The following is a 16,917-nucleotide window of genomic DNA, read 5'->3' as shown; positions in this document are numbered from 1 at the left end:
CCGCGAGTGGAAGACGTTCGAGGATTTCAAACGCGACCTGGAGGAATACATAGTCCACTGGAACACGAGCCGGAGGCAGGTAAGATTGAAGGGCCTGACCCCGGAGGAGTTCCGGAATCAGGCCCTTGCGGCCTAGTCGCTATTTAGGGCGTCCAAGATTTGGGGCGCAGTTCACAAGGCAGAACCGGGTTTCTTTAGCAATGCTTGCTGTACTCAGGCAGTAACTAGCAGTTACTCAGCCAGGAAGTCACGCTGGACAGCGGGATCGACCTTGACGCCAGGGCCCATGGTGGAAGACACGGAGATGGACTTGACGTACTTGCCCTTAGCAGAAGAGGGCTTGACGCGCAGAATCTCGGTGTACAGGGCAGCGTAGTTCTCGACGAGCTGCTGCTCAGAGAAGGACTTCTTGCCCAGGGGCACGTGGCAGATGCCGTAGCGGTCGGCGCGGTACTCAACGCGGCCAGCCTTGAGCTCGGAGACCATCTTGGCGACGTCCATGGTCACGGTGCCGAGCTTGGGGTTCGGCATGAGGCCACGGGGACCAAGGATCTTACCGATGCGGCCAACCTTGGCCATCATGTTCGGCGTAGCGATAGCGGCGTCGAAGTTGATCTCGCCCTTCTGAATCTGGGCGACGAGCTCGTCGGAACCGATGATGTCGGCGCCGGCAGCCTCAGCCTCACGGGCCTTCTCGCCCTCGGCGAAGACGGCAACACGAACGGTCTTGCCGGTGCCGTGGGGCAGGGAGATGGAACCACGGATGTTCTGGTCAGCCTTACGAGTATCGATGCCCAGACGGAAGTGAGCCTCGACGGTCTCGTCGAACTTGGCGGTGTCGAGCTCCTTGATGAGCTTGGCAGCCTGAAGGGGGGTGTAGAGCGTGGCGCGGTCGATCTTCTCGGCAGCGGCGTTATAGCTCTTACCATGCTTAGCCATGTGCATTACCTCCTGTGGTTAAACGGGCGTGAGCCCTCCCACATCGTATCGTGTGCCCTATTGCACACATTTAACGGGCGCCCCGGTCGGAGCACCCGCCGTTACCATAAGAAATCGCTACTCAGCGATGGTGACGCCCATGGAACGGGCGGTACCGGCGATGATCTTCTTGGCGGCGTCAATGTCGTTGGCATTGAGGTCCGGCATCTTGATCTCGGCGATCTTGGTGAGCTGCTCCTGGGAGAGCTGACCAACCTTGTCAGCCTGGGGCTTAGCGGAACCAGACTTGAGGTTCAGCTCCTTCTTGATAAGGTGAGCCGCCGGCGGGGTCTTGGTGATGAAGGAGAAGGACTTGTCCTCGTAGACAGAGATCTCAACGGGGATGATGTCACCCTTCTTGTCCTGCGTCTCGGCGTTAAAGGCCTGGCAGAACTGCATGATGTTCACGCCAGCAGCGCCCAGGGCGGGGCCGACGGGAGGAGCGGGGTTTGCTGCACCAGCAGGAATCTGGAGCTTAATGACGTTGGCAACCTTCTTCTCAGCCATGGTCATTCCTTTCGAATCACGAGTGTGAAGTACTTGCTATATCGTAAGCACGCACGTGTTAGAAGCACTCCTGAGATGAGCAGTCACAGAAGAAGCACGCTCGCGCGAACGGACGAAAACTTAAGCGATGACAGCGACCTGGTTAAAGTCGAGCTCGACCGGCGTCTCGCGGCCAAAGATCATCAGCGTGACCTTGAGCTTGCCAGCCTCGGTGTTAACCTCGGAGACCTTGCCATCAAAGTCGGTAAGCGGGCCATCGGTGACGCGGACGGACGTGCCGACCTGAATATCAACCGAGGTGCGCTTGGGCGAATCGCCCTTACCGGGACGACGAGTCATCTTGTTGTACTCGTCGCGGGAAAGCGGAGCGGGCTTGCCGTTGCCGCCTAGGAAACCGGTGACGCCGGGCGTGTTGCGAACACACGTCCAAGCATCGTCATCCATCTCCATGCGGACCAGGACATAACCCGGGAAGATCTTGGAATCCTTGGTCTCACGCTTGCCACCCTCTTTAATCTCGGTGACGCGCTCCATAGGAATCTCGATATCAAAGATACGGTCCTGCATGCCCATAGTCTCGATGCGATGCTCGAGATCGGACTTAACGCGGTTCTCGTATCCAGAGTAAGTGTGAACGACGTACCAACGCTTAGACATGGTTTAGCCCCTCAATCCAGAGAACAGAGCAAGAGCCTCGCCAAAGCCAGCATCGAGCAGAGCGATGACGACGCCGACGACGATCAGAGAAGCGCAAACGACAACCGAGTAGTTCACGAGCTCCTTCTTATCGGGCCACGTGACACGCTTCATCTCGGACTTGACCGAAGCGAAATACTTCTTGGTGCGGGCGAAGAAACCAGGCTTCTCGTTCTTCTTGGACTTCGCAGCCTTCTCGTTCTTCTTGGCAACGGCCTTCTTGGCCTCAACCTTGGAGTTGGCGGCAGCTTTGTTGGCAGGTGCCGGCTGCTGAGCCTTCTTCTTGTTCTTCTTGTTGGCCATTTGGGTTACCTCCGCGCAATGCGCTTATACATGAGTAAACCGTAAGCCCCCAAGTGGGAGCTTACGGAATAATGACTGGCACGCCAGGAAGGACTCGAACCCTCAACACTCGGTTTTGGAGACCGATGCTCTACCAATTGAACTACTGGCGTATGTGACTAGAGACTAGCGAGTCTCTTTGTGCAGCGTGTGGTGACGGCACCAGGGGCAATACTTCTTGATCTCCATACGATCAGGCATGGTCGACTTGTTCTTGGTGGTCGTATAGTTGCGGCGCTTGCACTCAGTGCACGCAAGAGTAACTAGAGTACGCATGTATCCTGAACCTTTCATTTCCGCCCCGTACGGGCACGAGTTGTTACTTTATCAGCTCCACGTAAGTGCTGTCAATGAAAACCTCGAGTCAATTGGTTCTCGGTGGATCCATTCATATTTGGAACACATCAATGAAGCCATCGAGATCTAATCGACGGTGCATCCAGGACCATTATCGATCCTCTCGACACCAGCAACGGCTCAATATCCATTGCAGAAAAGAACCCGGCACCCCTATAAGTGCCGGGTTCTCTAAGTCAGCTATATCAAAGAGCTAATTTACTCAATGATCGTGGAGACGATGCCCGAACCGACGGTGTGGCCACCCTCGCGGATAGCGAAGCGCAGGCCCTCCTCCATGGCGATCGGGTGGATGAGGTCGCCCTCGATGGTGATGTGGTCACCAGGCATAGCCATCTCGGTGCCCTCGGGGAGCTTGACCGTACCGGTAACGTCGGTGGTACGGAAGTAGAACTGAGGACGATAACCATCGAAGAACGGGGTGTGACGGCCGCCCTCCTCCTTGGTCAGAACGTAGATCTCGCCGGTGAACTTGGTGTGCGGGGTAACCGAACCGGGCTTGCAGAGAACCTGGCCGCGCTCGATGTCCTCACGCTTGATGCCGCGGAGCAGCAGACCGACGTTGTCGCCAGCCTCGCAGAAGTCCATGGACTTACGGAACATCTCGATACCGGTAACGACGGTGTTCTGGGTATCCTTGATGCCGACGATCTCGACGGGCTCGTTGAGCTTGAGCTCACCGCGCTCGACACGGCCAGTAGCAACGGTACCACGGCCGGAGATGGTCATAACGTCCTCAACGGCCATCAGGAACGGGAGGTCGTTGTTACGAGCAGGCGTCGGGATGTACTCGTCGACGGCCTTCATGAGCTCGCGAATGGCGTCCATCCACTTGGCGTCGCCCTCGAGAGCGCCCAGAGCGGAGCCACGGATGACGGGGATGTCGTCGCCGGGGAAATCGTACTCGGAGAGGAGCTCACGGGTCTCCATCTCGACGAGGTCGATGAGCTCGTCATCGTCGACCATGTCGCACTTGTTCAGGAAGACGACGATGTAGGGAACGCCGACCTGACGGGCGAGCAGGATGTGCTCGCGGGTCTGAGCCATGGGGCCGTCGGTAGCGGCGATGACCAGGATAGCGCCGTCCATCTGAGCAGCACCGGAGATCATGTTCTTGACGTAGTCAGCGTGGCCCGGGCAGTCAACGTGAGCGTAGTGACGGGCAGCGGTCTCGTACTCAACGTGGGAGACGGAGATCGTGATGCCGCGCTCGCGCTCCTCCGGAGCCTTGTCGATGTTCTCGAACGCAGTGAAGTCAGCCTTGCAGCCCTCGGTCTCGGAGAGAACCTTGGTGATGGCAGCGGTCAGCGTGGTCTTGCCGTGGTCGACGTGACCAATGGTGCCGATGTTAACATGCGGCTTAGTGCGCTCAAACTTCTCTTTGGCCATAAAGCCCTCCTCTAAACAGGTCGTCCCCGGACGGGACTTTGCCTTTATACCATAGTGGCCTCTCAACATACTATTGAGAAGCCACCGTGTTACCTATGGTAGCGGTGACTGGATTCGAACCAGTGACGCCACGGGTATGAACCGTGTGCTCTAACCAACTGAGCTACACCGCCGGATGGAGCCTGCAACCAGACTTGAACTGGTGACCTCTTCGTTACCAACGAAGTGCTCTACCGACTGAGCTATACAGGCACTTGACGGGTGGGAGCTATAGGATTCGAACCTATGTAGGCAGAGCCAACGGGTTTACAGCCCGTCCCCATTAACCACTCGGGCAAACTCCCAATCGTTCAAGTATCCGCAGGTCCTTTGGTCTTTTGGACCGCCGCCCCCGCGAACGAAAAAGATAATACGATGCAACCTTGGGGGCTGTCAACGAAAACCTATAGATACACGGTGCCGGGCGTATCTATATAGCTGTGACCTGCGGTTTTGTTGAGTTTGGATATGAAGGACGGTGGTTTTGGATACTGAGGTGACGTTTTCCGAGGTAACACTTTTGCGTAGTGGAGTGAACGTGCCTTGCCGCATCTTCGAGATCGGCTTATTCGTACCTACATATAGGTACGAGAGTTGATTTTCTCCCGTTTGAAATCGAGCGTGGGAAAATCCACGCTTAAACAGGACGGTCAGGTGCCTCGCCGCTTTTGTCTTGTTTTGTAACAGCAAGACGCTGATTATTGGTCCAGATGTTACAGATCAAGACGATTCGCCGCCGGCCTCCCTCGTTATCTAAATCTGTAACAGTAAGAACGGTTTTCCTCCCCTACCTGTTACAGATTAAGACAATTGATCCATCTGCATCCTTCCATCTTGATCTGTAACAGGTTGAAGCAAATGCCCCAGCGTTACAGATTGAGACATTCAGAGCTGCACCCACCAATAATTGTTACGACGTAGTCTAAAGAAAGTGCCATTCATAGGTTGGGGGCATCCCTCTATCTAGTTTTGTCTCAATACTCTGAGCGACTGTATCTACAAGGCCCGACGATCGGCTTCGCACTTGCCCTAGAGCCCAATCTCCGCGATTATCTTTTTCATCTCGATGGCCCATCCGAGCTGCTCCTCGATGTACGTCGGCCATGCGTCCTGGTGGCCCTTGATGGGGTGGCCCGCCTTGTAGAAGCGCAGTCCCGAGGCCTTTTTCGCATCGAAGGGTGCCGCCGTCAGCCCGAGGCGCTCCTCGAAGACCCCGCTGTTGGCGATGGCGCGGTGCCCGATCTCCTTGTCGTCGTCCACGTACAGCTCGATGCCCGTGCGGCCTTTGTGCGTATCGATGAGCAGGGCGAGATGGTATGCCGAGACCCCCAGGCGGAGCGTCGACCAATGGTCCTTGCTGGGCTTCTGCGGGCTGAACTCCTTGAGGAACTCCGGATGGCCGTCCGCCACCTCGCGGTAGGCCGTCCAGTACGCCAGCTTGACCTTTTCGGTCTCGCTGAGCCCCTCGGAGAGCCTCACGGTCTTGGTCCACTCGTTCGGCTGCTCGACCACGTTGAAGCGCGGGGCAGGCAGGGAGTCCCCGATCTTCCAGAGCTCGACCTCGACTAGGAAGAACCCGAAGTCGCTGTCGGTGTGCTGGTTGAGCCACTCGATGGCCTGGCGGTGCTCGTCGCGGGCACGAGCCACGACCCAGATGACGACCTCGGCGCCCTTGCCGGCGGCGTACGTGATCACCTTGCCGAGGTGGTCGTGGTTGGTGTCCTCGAGCTGGTTCTCGATGATCACCTTGCGGCCCGTACCGGACTCCTGCGCGTAGATGTCCACGTTGAACGATCCGACCGAGGACTCCGTCTCTATGAGCTCGAGCTCGATTCCGACCGCCATCCCGAGGGTTGCGAGGTTCTGCTCCTCGGCCAGCCATTTGGTAAAGTCGTGGGCCTCATGCGGCCACACCTCGCGCAGGGGAACTTTCTGAATGGTATCAAGGTTATAGGACTTCATCTGTCGCCCCATCGGCCAAGGGAGGCATCAGCGTCGTTGTAGAGCCTCTTGCCATCAAACGAGCGCAGAAGAAGATCACGACGCTCTTCGAGGTCTTTCAGCTCGCAGGGGAACACAAACAGCATCACATTTTGATGGTACTTGTAGTCGGCATAAACGTCCGGATCGCCCTGGCGCGTGGGCGTGGATACGATATCCTCCGACATGTGCTCGCTCGAACCAACGTAAATACCCAGGTAATCGCTGTAGTTCTTATCGTGGTCGCCCTTTTGATACTTTGCGATAAGGTAACAGCCGGGCATATCGAAACCGTTAAACGCAGCATCGGCAGCTTTGTCCTGCTGACAGACAAACTTGTGTAGGGGCATCACCGTCGACGCTCCTTCAAAAATCGATTGCCTTGCAGCGTTGATCTTCTTACGAGCCTCGGCAGCTTCTCTTGAATCCTGAAACGCTTTCGCAGCACCGCCCAGTGCGCCAACTGCCGCGCCGACGCCATCGGCCGCCGCGCCGAACCCCTTACCAATACCATCGGCAACGACACGAGCGCCGTTAGCAGCACCGCCCGCCGCATCCTTTACGGCACCGCCGACGGCATCAACATCGACACCGAGCTGCTTTGCACCCTCAATGACGGCGGCCGCAGCACCCAGGACCTCCGCCGCAAGGTTCACCGTATCTTTGACGTTTTTAAGATTTACAGCCATCCAACTATTCCTTTCGCCATTCCGCTTTCCGGATCGGCCACGACTTTCAAGAAGCACCAGGCACTTGGCGCGGCTTCTCATGTCTATGCCGAATGCCTCTAACACCTAAGCAAGCAGTTTAATTCTTGCAGCGTAAAACGTAACAGCGAAACGTCTATTAATCGGTGAGTGCAGTGAGCGAATCGAGGAGTGCTCCGTGTTCATGTCTACCTTCAATATTCAAAGCCAGATTGGTATTAGCGCATCGATTGTATTAGAGCTTCCAACGTCATTGAGCAGAGGGAATTGGCTGCAGTTTTATATCCCCACGAACGTCTATTTTTCTCAATAACGAACAGCCCGCTCTTAAAGAAGGAGATCCAAATGGGCAACTTAGAAGAACTTGAATTAACTCGACGCGGATTTACGGTTTTCGCGGCCTCAGCTTTCGGAGCATTCTTTATTAAGCCGAAAACAGCCATCGGCCTCTCTTCTGGCAAAACGTACATTGTAAGCGTGAAAACAATCGGATACGGATACCTTTGGGAAAAGGAATTTGAAGGCACCGATTGGATGTACGAACCAGATGAGGTAGAAGTCCAGCGCGAAGCGCTTAAACCTGGAGCCATCCTTCGATTCGAACAAGACCCCGACATTCCAAAGGATGCTGCTTGGCTCGACGCCATCTCTGAAGACGGCGAAAAAACTCTGCGACATCCTCTGGAGCGCGACGGCAGAAGAAGAGGCAGCCGTCATGAAAATCGTCGATAGGATCAACGGCGGCCATAAAGTCTGGGCAGAAGTGAGCGACGCCGAACATTCTACGATTGACGCCGGTCCCGACAACGCACGCATTCACACAATTGAATTCGACGTGTTCTACCGATAATTTGCCGTGTGATGCCTAATGAAATCGGCACGATCCAATCCGACAAGGAGCACCAGGTTCGCTTTTCGCCAGCTTAGTCTTACCATTCGTCCACCATACCCATATGTGCAAGTAGACTCACTCGGTCACGCACTGCCTCGCCACCCCCATCGCATCCACCGTCATTTCGGGCGGCCTCAGTTCAAGCGCGCAGTTATTCGACTGATGTCGCAGCAAGAGAGGAATCCGTTTACCGAATAGAAAGCCATGGCATCTGCGGAATAGCCAGAAAGCGCTAGCATTTTCATATCGGGAAAGGAGAGCACTCATTATGGACAAAAAGAAAAGGACAGCCATCGTCTCTGTCGTCGCGGTCTTAATCGTTGCTATCGGAGCGTACTGGTACGTCAATTACCAGATACCGCACAATGCAGCGGTTGAGGCCTTCAACACCGCTGCCGACGGACTTCAAAGCCGCAATGATGACTTAGACGCCGCAATCAAAGAGCTTCAGGAACTGAACAAATCGAAGGATAAGCCCTATGATTCGTCGACGTCTGATTCCGCGACCAATGCGGTAGCCCAAGCTCAGGCCGCCAAAGAAGATATCCCCGCAATGCCAGGTAATACCGACGAGATAAACACTATGGCAAAGAAGATCGACAAGATGGGAAAATACGATTCCGTCATCGGCGATCTTTCCACCGCCAAATCCAACCTTCAAGACAGCATCGACCAGCTCAAGCAGGTGACCAACCCCTCAGAGCAATTCATCCTGCAACGGCTCACGGGCATTGCCAACATCACGGCACTGGAAGCTGTTTCGGAGGGCAACGATCCAAATAATAAGTTGGGCAAACAGGGCGGTTACACCGCATGCGTCTACTTTAATTCCGATTTGGTCGACTCTTCCGACGTGTATCTTAGCGGAGATTACACCCCCGTCGTGGACGGCGGATGCGATGCCGGCGGAGCCGTCGAGGTGTACGCAAACGTCAAAGATGCCAAAAAACGCGATGAGTACTTGAGCAGCTTTGACGGCAATTCGATCTTAGACCCCGGTTCGCACAAGGTTGTTGGCACCTGTGTGGTTCGCACTTCCTGCCATCTTGCCGCATCGCAGCAAAACAACATGACGAGCAACGTTGAACAGGCACTCATCAGGCTCGACAAGTAATTTTTTATCGCTCATATCAACTGGCGATAAAGGGGTGTAGATATGAGCGATAGATTTCCCGATGTTGATTGGTGATGCGATCGTTGCAACGCCCATCTCAGCAATCAGCCAAGTTTTGACGATCACAAGTACACGTGGGTTTGCACTGAATGTGGTTACAAGAACAGTATCTCCGTAACCAACATTTATGAATCCGAAGAAGACTATCTGTTAAACCCAGGCGACGATCCCCTCCCCGATGACAATGGTTACAGTTACGACGTCGTAGGGGGTAGACGAGCAGGTCTGTTAGCCCCGCCCAAATGGGCGGGGCTTTTTCTCTAACATCAACCAGATTCTTTTGCGCAGCACCAGCCAAAATGGTTAGCCCCCTGCATTGTCTCAATCTGTAACAACTAGGCAGGTTATTTCCTCCTAACTGTTACAGATTGAAACAAATGGACAGATCCTCAACCTTCCATCTCGATCTGTAACAGTAAGAACGGTTTTCCGCCCCTTCGTGTTACAGATCGAGACAAACCTGAAGCTTGGTTGGCGCCATACACGCTGACTTATAGACATAAATAGAAACGGGCCCTGTCCCACAAGGGAACAGAGCCCGAAACTCTCATGGAGCCAGTGACAGGAATCGAACCTGCAACCCACTGATTACAAATCAGTTGCGCTACCGTTGCGCCACACTGGCACACTTGGCGCTTTCGCGCGAAGCCTGTTAAGAATAAAGGAATTGCGGACGGGACGCAACAGACCCTTCGACCGACCACATCTCAAAACCATTCGTCAGAACGAATAGTTTTAATTACAATTGCTATATATAAAACTATTCGTTCTGGCGAAGGGTTTCGCGATGCTTACTACCAAGGAAGCCGCCGAGCTGCTCGGCATCACTCCGCGCAGGGTGCAGGAGCTCATAAAAAACGGAGCACTTGAGGCCCGCAAGGCTTCCGGTGTATGGCTCATCGACAAAGACAGCGTCGACACGCGACTCCGCTCCGTGACCAAAACGGGGGGACGCCCCCGTCGCGGCCACGGTAAGAGCGAGATCGCGTTCACCCTCATGAATCGCACGCACGAAGTCGCTCAGCTGGTCTACAGCACATCGCGAAAAGACTTTACCCACATCGGCGCCAACATCGATTACGTCCATGCCCCTATTGGAGTATTTGGCCCCAATAGCCCCATATCGCTCGACTCCTTCCGCACTTGGTGGCGAGGACGCGGTATCCCGCTCGCGCGCATTGGGCTAGCCTCCCTGCTTGCAGAAGCCGCAGTCGATGTTCCCGATGAACTCGTCCAGCGAAATCTCGGCCTCTCCCTATCCGACCAGTATTGGATTAGACCCCAGGGTTCCGGTCTCGCGTGGGAAGATATTAACTTCTTCAATAACGCCTTTGATGACGTCTCACTGTCCATTGCACCCTTTGCCCCAGAGGGAAAAGCGGCTGCCGCAAAGCCCGATAACACCTCGGACGGCAATCTTCAAAAGTACTGGACGTGCGAGGGCGAGCGTCGAATTCTGCATAAGGCAGGAGCGCACCTGAACCAGGAACCTTATAACGAGCTGGTGGCGACTGCACTTCACCGTCGCATCCTAAACGCCTGCGATTATGTGCCTTACTCGCTCGAGGGCACGGGCACTTCCGCCCTGAGCATATGCGATGTCTTCTTAACTGATGAAGAAGAGTATGTCCCTGCGTTCTATGTAAACCAGCACGCGAACGCAGATGAACGGCTAACCGACTACGAGCGATATGTAGCAAACTGCGAGGAGCTCGGGGTGACAGGCGTCAAGGATGCCCTTGACCGCATGATCGTATGCGACGACATCATCGCCAACTATGACCGCCATTGGCGTAACTTTGGCCTTGTGCGAAACGTCAACACGCAAGCCTGCAGACCTGCCCCCATCTTCGATTCGGGCTCATCACTCTGGTGCAACATATCGCTAGAGGAGCTTAGGGCGGGAGAGCACAGTTTTACCAGCGCACAATTTCATTCAAGTCCCGCCAAACAAATGTTGCTCGTCGAGGACATGGGCTGGTTTGACGGGGACAAACTCGAAGGCTTCGTTGACGAGGCAATCGAGATTCTGTCCAGAAACGACGCGCTCACGGCAAGGCTGCCTTATCTAAAAGAGGCGCTAACGTGGCGCCTCAAAAGAATGATCGACATCGCTGAATGGAGTTAGCGAGACAGCATCGCCCCGCCAACTCCCCTACCTCCCGCGGAGGGCCTTGAGCTTTGCCAGGGCCTCGGGGCTTAGACGGCTGCCCAGGGTCATCTTGATCTGCGGGGCCTCCTCGGCCTCGTGAACGTCGTTATCGATCTGTTTGATCTCGTCCACCAGCATACGGCTCGAGATGCGCGTAACGCCCTTGCCCATGACGACGGCTTGGATTGTGCCGTCACTCGATACCACGGAGCACGCGCGGCCTTCCTCGCGTGCCTCGATGCAGAGCTTTTGCACCACGGTATCGGCAGAGACGCCCGTCGGCGAAAACTCGATGCGCACGCCGCGGGCCGGCAGGTTGGGGCGCTCGCTGGAGATATTGCCCGCACCGTCAAACACGATTACGGCCTCGTAGCGGCCCTGGGCAAACGCGGCAACGTCGTTGATGAGGGCGGTGCGCGCCATATCGTGAACGTCGCTGGAGTATGGATCGTCGGAATGGTCGTAGACGAGCTTTTCGTAGCGCGGCGTGCAGTGGATCACGTTGTAGCCGTCGACCACCAGCAGCTCGGGCTTATTGGAGTGCACCGTCGAGACCGGATCGGCGATGGCCTGCGCAAACGCATTGCCGCCCACGCCATAGGTCGCGGCCGAAACAATCGGCTTGGCCGAGCCCTCGCCAAAGCGCTTGGCCTTGGACTTGGCACGGTTCTTTTTGGACATGCGCTACTCCTCCCCCATGAGCTCGCCGGCGTTGCGACGCAGCCACTCAAAGCACAGGGCCGTCGTTGCCTGGGCAACGTTGAGGCTCTCGGTCATGCCACGCTGGGGAAGCTTGGTCAAAAAGTCGCATTTCTCGAGCACCAGGCGCGAGATGCCGTCGCCCTCGGAGCCCATGACGAGCGCCACGCGACCCTCGAAGGGAGCATCCCAGCAACTGCCTTCGGCGTGCTCGGAGGCACCGCCCACCCAAAAGCCAGCGGCCTTGAGGTCGTCGAGCGCACGGGCGATGTTGGGCACCTGCGCGATAGGCAGGTGCATGACGGCACCGGCAGAGGTCTTGTAGCTGCCCACGGTCACGCCGGCGGCACGCTTGTTGGCAACGATGACGCCCGCGGCGCCCACGACCTCGGCGGAACGCACAATGGCGCCAAAGTTACCGTCGTCGGTCACATGGTCGAGCACGATGACGAGCGCCGGACCGTCGCCCGCGCGGTCGAGGATATCGGCGACATCGGCATAGGGGAAGTTGCCAACCTCGAGTGCGATGCCCTGATGAGCGCCATGGCTCGACAGTGCGTCGAGCTGCGCGCGCGGCACATACTTAATGCGGACGCCCGCGGCGTTGAGGTCATCGACCAGACGCGACAGGGCGGCATCGCGCTCCCCGCCCTCGGCAATGAGCGCGCACTTGATGGGAAAACCGGTGCGCAGCGCCTCGGCGGCAGCACGACGGCCTTCGATAAACTCACCCTTGGGAGCCTGGACAGCGTCGCGGCCACGCTCGCGCTGCGGACGTGCAGCCTGGGTACGATCGCGCTGGCCCTTGGGAGCGGCAGCGCGATCGTTGCGGTGAATCGGACGCGAGCCAGAAGCGGCCTGCTTGCCGCCACGAGGCGCACGTTTGCGATTGTCGGCCATAGGACGGCCTCCTTTAAATACTTTTCAAACAGGACAAAAGAAGCGACCGCTTAAGACGAATAGCTCAAGCGGTCGGTACGGGTTTTCCAAGTGCCCGAGATTGCCGTGAAAGAGGAGCGACGCGTACTTGAGTACGCGAGCGACGGTTTGAACGGCAAGGTCGGGTGCTTGGGAAACCCGCGGGGATTAGAGAGATTTGATACGAGTGCCGGCGGCCGTATCTTCAATCGTCAGGCCCAGGTCCTTGAGCTGATCGCGGATGGCATCTGCCAGATCCCAGTTCTTGGCGGCACGAGCCTCGGCACGAGCCTCGAGAATCTTAGCAGCGGCCTCATCCACGTCGTCGCCCGTGTAGGCAACCAAACCGGCGGCAACGCCCAGCAGGCCCAGCGGCAACTCGACCTTGGGCTCGGGAAGCTCAACGCCAAACGTATCGAGCAGCTCGGCCAGCGTATCGGCGGCAGCCAGGACTGCGGCCTTGTCGGCAGCATCGCCCGCCTGCTCCAGGTACTGGTTGCACTCGGTCACAAAGCCAAAGACGACACCCATGGCACCGGCGGTGTTAAAGTCGTCGTCCATGCACTCCTTAAAGGCGGCGCGGGTCTCGGCGGCCTTGGCGGCAAACGCCTCGGCGGCAGCCGCATCGGCATCGGCCGTCGCATGGTTCGCAGCCCAACGAAGGTTCTCGACCGTACCGGCAATACGCGTGAGCGAATTCTCGGCACCCTCCAGGCGCTCCCAGGAGAAGTCGAGCGGCGAGCGATAGCTCGTCTGCAGCATCAACAGGCGCAGGGCCGCGGCAGAGTGCTGCTCGAGCACCTCGGCCAGCGTAAAGAAGTTTCCGAGCGACTTGGACATCTTCTCGCCGTCGACCAGCAGCATGCCCGTGTGCATCCAGGTGTTGGAGAAACCCTGGTGCCAGGCGCAGGTGGCTTGGGCGCACTCGTTCTCGTGATGCGGGAAGGCAAGGTCGGAGCCGCCGCCGTGAATATCGATCGGAGTGCCCAGGTAGCGGTGCACCATGGCGGCGCACTCAGTGTGCCAACCGGGACGGCCCTCGCCCCAGGGGCTCGGCCAGCTGGGCTCGCCGGGCTTGGCGGCCTTCCACAGGGCAAAGTCGAGCGGGTCGTTCTTGTCCTCGTTCTCCTCGATACGCGCACCAACCATAAGGTCATCGATGTTGCGGCCCGAGACCTGGCCATAGTTGGGATCGCTGCGCACGGCAAAGTACACGTCGCCGTTATCGGCGGCGTAAGCATGGCCCTGCTCGATGAGCGTCTTGATCATGGCGATCATGGGGCCGATCTCCTTGGTGGCGCGGGGGCGCACATCGGGATCGAGCACGTTGGCGGCGCGCATGACGCCGATGAACTTGTCGGAGAACTCCGTCGCGACCTCGGCGGCCGTACGGCCCTGCTCGTTGGCGCGCTTGATGATCTTGTCGTCGACATCGGTGAGGTTCTGGGCGAACGTGACCTCGTAGCCGCTCGCGATGAGCCAGCGGCGAATCACGTCAAAGCTGATGAACGTGCGGGCGTTGCCGATGTGGATGTTGTCGTAGACCGTGGGGCCGCACACGTACATGCGGACCTTGCCGGACTCGATGGGCTGGAACTCTTCCTTTTTATGGGTAGCGCTATTGTAGATACGCATTCGTTACTCCTTAACGGTTTTCTGTAGCAGGCAGACGGCCCAGGCGCCGATTCCCTCGCCCCGGCCTTCCCAACCGAGCTTTTCGGTCGTAGTGGCGGCGACGCCCACGTTTTCGACGTCAACGCCCAGGGCATGGGCAAGGTTGGCGCGCATGGCATCGCGGTGCGGGGTGATCTTGGGTTGCTGACAGGCAATGGTGCAATCGGCATCGACAAACTCGAAGCCCAGCTCGCGCGCATAGTCCATCACGCGAGCGAGCAGCACCATCGAATCGGCACCCTCATAGGCGGGGTCGGTATCGGGGAATAGCTTGCCGATGTCTCCCCCGCGGCAGGCGCCCAGAATAGCGTCGGCCAAGGCGTGCGCGAGCACATCGGCATCCGAGTGGCCCAGCAGGCCGCGCTCGTAGGGAATGTCGACACCGCCGATGATACATCGACGCCCCTCCACCAGACGGTGAACGTCGTAGCCATGGCCAATGCGCAGGTTACTGAACATGGGGAAGGTCCTCTCCCTCGGCCATGCGGCCAAGCAGAATCGCGGTTACGGGACGCAGGTCCTCGGGCACCGTCACCTTAAGGTTATCGCGCGGGCTCTGGACGCAGCGGACGCGCCCACCCATGCGCTCGACCAGCGACGAATCATCGGTGCCGATAAAGCCCTCAGCAATGGCTGCAGCGTGGGCGCGCTTCATAGCATCGACGCTAAAGATCTGCGGCGTCTGCGCTGCCCAGTAGAGCTCACGCGGCGGCGTCTCGACGATGTTGTCGCCATCGACGATCTTGAGCGTGTCGATCGCGGGCTGACCACACACGACACCGTCGAGAGCACGGTCGCTCACGAGCACGTCGATAGCGTGGTCGATGGCCTCGGTCGTAATGAGCGGACGAGCGCCATCGTGAATGGCGACGTATTCAAAGCCCGCCGGAACCGCATGCACGCCGGCACGGGTGGAATCCTGACGGGTATCGCCGGCATCGGCAAAGCTGATGGGCGTGTCATAGTCAAACGGGTCGATGGCCAGGCGGCACATCTCGGCACGACGCTCGGCAGGACAAACCACGACGATGTGGCCAACCTTATCGCTACGGTCAAATGCGCGGATGGACCAGCTCATAAGCGGACGGCCCGCTACATTGACGAGCTGCTTGCCACCGGGGTTACCAAAGCGCTGACCGCTGCCACCGGCAACGACCACGGCGCATACGGGCGCCATTATGCGTTCCCCTGTTTGGTGCCCTTCATGCGGTACAGGGAGTCCGCAAGAATGGCAGGGTTGTTGACGCCAAAGTCGCCCAGACGCTCCGGATCCTCGCTGATGTCGTCCATGAGCTCCTGCAGCGAGCCGTACTCGTCGACAATCTTCTCGGCCACGCCGTCGCGCACGACGGACACGCGCGAAAGCGTGCGCAGGCCCAGCGGCGTCATGACGGAATCCTCGTCCAGGTCGTCATAACCCAGAACTGCCGCCACATGCTGTGGGTCGGACAGGTCCTTGGGCGTCATACGGGCAAGCTCGGCGCGAATCTTCTCGGCGTTGGCCTCAGAGGAATCGCTTGCGTAGTCGCGGATCATCAAGTCGTACTCGGTATCCATGCTGGAGCCGGCGAGCTGCTCGAGCTGCATCTGCACGAGCTTGCCCTGGTTGCCCAGCTTGACAATGCAATCCTTAAGCTCAGTCTTTGCCTGCTGCATGATCTCGAAGCTCGAGAAAATGCCGGTGATGTCGGCGAGCGTAACGTAGTCATCGAGCTCGAGGGCCGTCAGACGCAGCAGGGAGCGGTCGAGCGACTGACGGGTGGTCTGGAGCGTGGCGACGAGCTGGTTGACCGAGCTCATGATGGTGGTGACAGGCTGGATCTCGTAGCTCTTGCCGTGAACGTACACGTTAACGACGGCGCGACGAGCCGAAACCGAGATCACGATGGCGTCGGTGAGCACCGACATGCGAGCGGCAGTACGGTGACGCATGCCCGTCTCACTCGTGGCAAGCGAGGGATCGGGATTGAGGTGGAAGTTGGCGCGCAGGATCTGGGTGAGGTCGCCATCGATAACGATGGCACCGTCCATCTTGGAAAGCTCGAACAGGCGGTTCGAGGTAAACGAAATGTTGAGCGGGAAGCCGTCGTTACCGGCAGCGAGCACGTTTTCGGTGTCGCCGACGCAGATAAGGGCACCCAGGTGACCGGCAATGATCATGTCGAGGGCGGTGCGGATCGGCTGGCCAGGTGCCGTCAGGCGAATGGCCTGTTCCATACGCTTTTGCAGCTCGTTCTTATCCAAGGCATCGCTCCCATCGTATACGCTCCATAAACGTCAATAAGTTTCTCACGGTTTGCCCCTGTGACGCCCGCAAAATCCGATGCTTACAGAATGAGCGAACACAGCTGAGAGCCCCAATCCAAATGAGCTGCTTGTGTGGTAGCATCGGGATTCGCATAAATGAGGGAGT

At 57.7% G+C, this 16,917-nt stretch carries 18 protein-coding genes and 5 tRNA genes; 4 read left to right on the top strand and 19 right to left on the bottom strand.

The genetic code is table 11. From position 1 onward, the window contains the following. Positions 1 to 231: 231 nt before the first annotated feature. The 12 genes from rplA to AAAX35_RS08455 form a co-directional block, all read right to left on the bottom strand. Positions 232 to 939, bottom strand: coding sequence for a 50S ribosomal protein L1 (gene rplA, locus AAAX35_RS08510; RefSeq protein ID WP_022093892.1), 708 nt, complete (start codon positions 937 to 939; stop codon positions 232 to 234). A gap of 117 nt (positions 940 to 1,056) precedes the next feature. Next, the gene (gene rplK / locus AAAX35_RS08505) at positions 1,057 to 1,485 is read right to left on the bottom strand and encodes a 50S ribosomal protein L11 (RefSeq protein WP_022093893.1); all 429 of its coding nucleotides are present in this window, start codon (positions 1,483 to 1,485) and stop codon (positions 1,057 to 1,059) included. A 120-nt stretch (positions 1,486 to 1,605) separates the two neighbouring features. Then, positions 1,606 to 2,142, bottom strand: a complete 537-nt coding sequence (gene nusG / locus AAAX35_RS08500) for a transcription termination/antitermination protein NusG (protein ID WP_006234984.1) — start codon at positions 2,140 to 2,142, stop codon at positions 1,606 to 1,608. 3 nt (positions 2,143 to 2,145) lie between these two features. After that, a complete protein-coding gene (secE, locus tag AAAX35_RS08495; RefSeq protein WP_035137537.1) occupies positions 2,146 to 2,484 on the bottom strand; it encodes a preprotein translocase subunit SecE in 339 nt (112 codons plus the stop codon). Between the two features lie 76 nt (positions 2,485 to 2,560). Beyond that, positions 2,561 to 2,636: transfer RNA gene (locus AAAX35_RS08490), tRNA-Trp, on the bottom strand. A gap of 13 nt (positions 2,637 to 2,649) precedes the next feature. After that, complete coding sequence (rpmG, locus tag AAAX35_RS08485) at positions 2,650 to 2,799, bottom strand: 50S ribosomal protein L33 (RefSeq protein ID WP_022093895.1); 150 nt, start codon at positions 2,797 to 2,799, stop codon at positions 2,650 to 2,652. Between the two features lie 279 nt (positions 2,800 to 3,078). Further along, positions 3,079 to 4,269: an elongation factor Tu gene (tuf, locus tag AAAX35_RS08480; protein WP_035137538.1), complete on the bottom strand. Its 1,191-nt coding sequence runs from the start codon at positions 4,267 to 4,269 to the stop codon at positions 3,079 to 3,081. A gap of 96 nt (positions 4,270 to 4,365) precedes the next feature. Then, positions 4,366 to 4,442: transfer RNA gene (locus AAAX35_RS08475), tRNA-Met, on the bottom strand. A gap of 3 nt (positions 4,443 to 4,445) precedes the next feature. Further along, a tRNA-Thr gene (locus tag AAAX35_RS08470) sits at positions 4,446 to 4,521 on the bottom strand. A 10-nt stretch (positions 4,522 to 4,531) separates the two neighbouring features. Beyond that, a tRNA-Tyr gene (locus AAAX35_RS08465) sits at positions 4,532 to 4,613 on the bottom strand. Positions 4,614 to 5,337: 724 nt separating this feature from the next. Further along, the gene (locus AAAX35_RS08460; RefSeq protein ID WP_349117330.1) at positions 5,338 to 6,270 is read right to left on the bottom strand and encodes a DUF4268 domain-containing protein; all 933 of its coding nucleotides are present in this window, start codon (positions 6,268 to 6,270) and stop codon (positions 5,338 to 5,340) included. Next, positions 6,267 to 6,977, bottom strand: a complete 711-nt coding sequence (locus AAAX35_RS08455; RefSeq protein ID WP_349117329.1) for a hypothetical protein — start codon at positions 6,975 to 6,977, stop codon at positions 6,267 to 6,269. Before AAAX35_RS08455 ends, AAAX35_RS08460 begins: the two co-directional genes overlap by 4 nt. 363 nt (positions 6,978 to 7,340) lie before the next feature. On the opposite strand from AAAX35_RS08455, the gene AAAX35_RS08450 reads away from it, so the two are divergent. From AAAX35_RS08450 to AAAX35_RS08440, 3 genes are all read left to right on the top strand, one after another. Continuing rightward, a complete protein-coding gene (locus AAAX35_RS08450; protein ID WP_349117328.1) occupies positions 7,341 to 7,727 on the top strand; it encodes a hypothetical protein in 387 nt (128 codons plus the stop codon). Further along, the gene (locus AAAX35_RS08445; RefSeq protein WP_349117327.1) at positions 7,711 to 7,845 is read left to right on the top strand and encodes a hypothetical protein; all 135 of its coding nucleotides are present in this window, start codon (positions 7,711 to 7,713) and stop codon (positions 7,843 to 7,845) included. Before AAAX35_RS08450 ends, AAAX35_RS08445 begins: the two co-directional genes overlap by 17 nt. 310 nt (positions 7,846 to 8,155) lie before the next feature. Continuing rightward, complete coding sequence (locus AAAX35_RS08440) at positions 8,156 to 9,001, top strand: hypothetical protein (RefSeq protein ID WP_349117326.1); 846 nt, start codon at positions 8,156 to 8,158, stop codon at positions 8,999 to 9,001. 610 nt (positions 9,002 to 9,611) lie between these two features. Here the strand turns inward: AAAX35_RS08440 and AAAX35_RS08435 are convergent. Continuing rightward, a tRNA-Thr gene (locus AAAX35_RS08435) sits at positions 9,612 to 9,686 on the bottom strand. Between the two features lie 162 nt (positions 9,687 to 9,848). Between AAAX35_RS08435 and AAAX35_RS08430 the strand changes: the two genes are divergently transcribed. Beyond that, entirely contained in the window at positions 9,849 to 11,189 is a 1,341-nt protein-coding gene (locus tag AAAX35_RS08430) for a DNA-binding protein (RefSeq protein ID WP_349117325.1), read from the top strand. Between the two features lie 27 nt (positions 11,190 to 11,216). Here AAAX35_RS08430 and AAAX35_RS08425 read toward each other — a convergent pair whose 3' ends face one another. The 6 genes from AAAX35_RS08425 to disA all read right to left on the bottom strand — a co-directional run bounded on the left by AAAX35_RS08425 (position 11,217) and on the right by disA (position 16,748). Next, a complete protein-coding gene (locus AAAX35_RS08425) occupies positions 11,217 to 11,894 on the bottom strand; it encodes an NYN domain-containing protein (RefSeq protein ID WP_055285223.1) in 678 nt (225 codons plus the stop codon). A gap of 3 nt (positions 11,895 to 11,897) precedes the next feature. Further along, the gene (rlmB, locus tag AAAX35_RS08420) at positions 11,898 to 12,812 is read right to left on the bottom strand and encodes a 23S rRNA (guanosine(2251)-2'-O)-methyltransferase RlmB (RefSeq protein WP_349117324.1); all 915 of its coding nucleotides are present in this window, start codon (positions 12,810 to 12,812) and stop codon (positions 11,898 to 11,900) included. 186 nt (positions 12,813 to 12,998) lie between these two features. Beyond that, positions 12,999 to 14,465 (bottom strand): cysteine--tRNA ligase, encoded by a 1,467-nt coding sequence (gene cysS, locus AAAX35_RS08415; protein ID WP_349117323.1) that lies wholly within the window; start codon positions 14,463 to 14,465, stop codon positions 12,999 to 13,001. A 3-nt stretch (positions 14,466 to 14,468) separates the two neighbouring features. Then, positions 14,469 to 14,963 (bottom strand): 2-C-methyl-D-erythritol 2,4-cyclodiphosphate synthase, encoded by a 495-nt coding sequence (ispF, locus tag AAAX35_RS08410; protein WP_349117322.1) that lies wholly within the window; start codon positions 14,961 to 14,963, stop codon positions 14,469 to 14,471. Continuing rightward, positions 14,953 to 15,681: a 2-C-methyl-D-erythritol 4-phosphate cytidylyltransferase gene (gene ispD / locus AAAX35_RS08405; RefSeq protein WP_349117321.1), complete on the bottom strand. Its 729-nt coding sequence runs from the start codon at positions 15,679 to 15,681 to the stop codon at positions 14,953 to 14,955. Before ispD ends, ispF begins: the two co-directional genes overlap by 11 nt. Continuing rightward, entirely contained in the window at positions 15,681 to 16,748 is a 1,068-nt protein-coding gene (gene disA, locus AAAX35_RS08400; RefSeq protein WP_040359001.1) for a DNA integrity scanning diadenylate cyclase DisA, read from the bottom strand. The genes ispD and disA overlap by 1 nt, the downstream gene beginning before the upstream one ends. Positions 16,749 to 16,917 lie beyond the last annotated feature (169 nt).

The organism is Collinsella sp. CLA-ER-H11 (genome assembly GCF_040092445.1).
Classification (GTDB): domain Bacteria; phylum Actinomycetota; class Coriobacteriia; order Coriobacteriales; family Coriobacteriaceae; genus Collinsella.
This window is presented reverse-complemented; position numbering and strand designations above follow the sequence as displayed.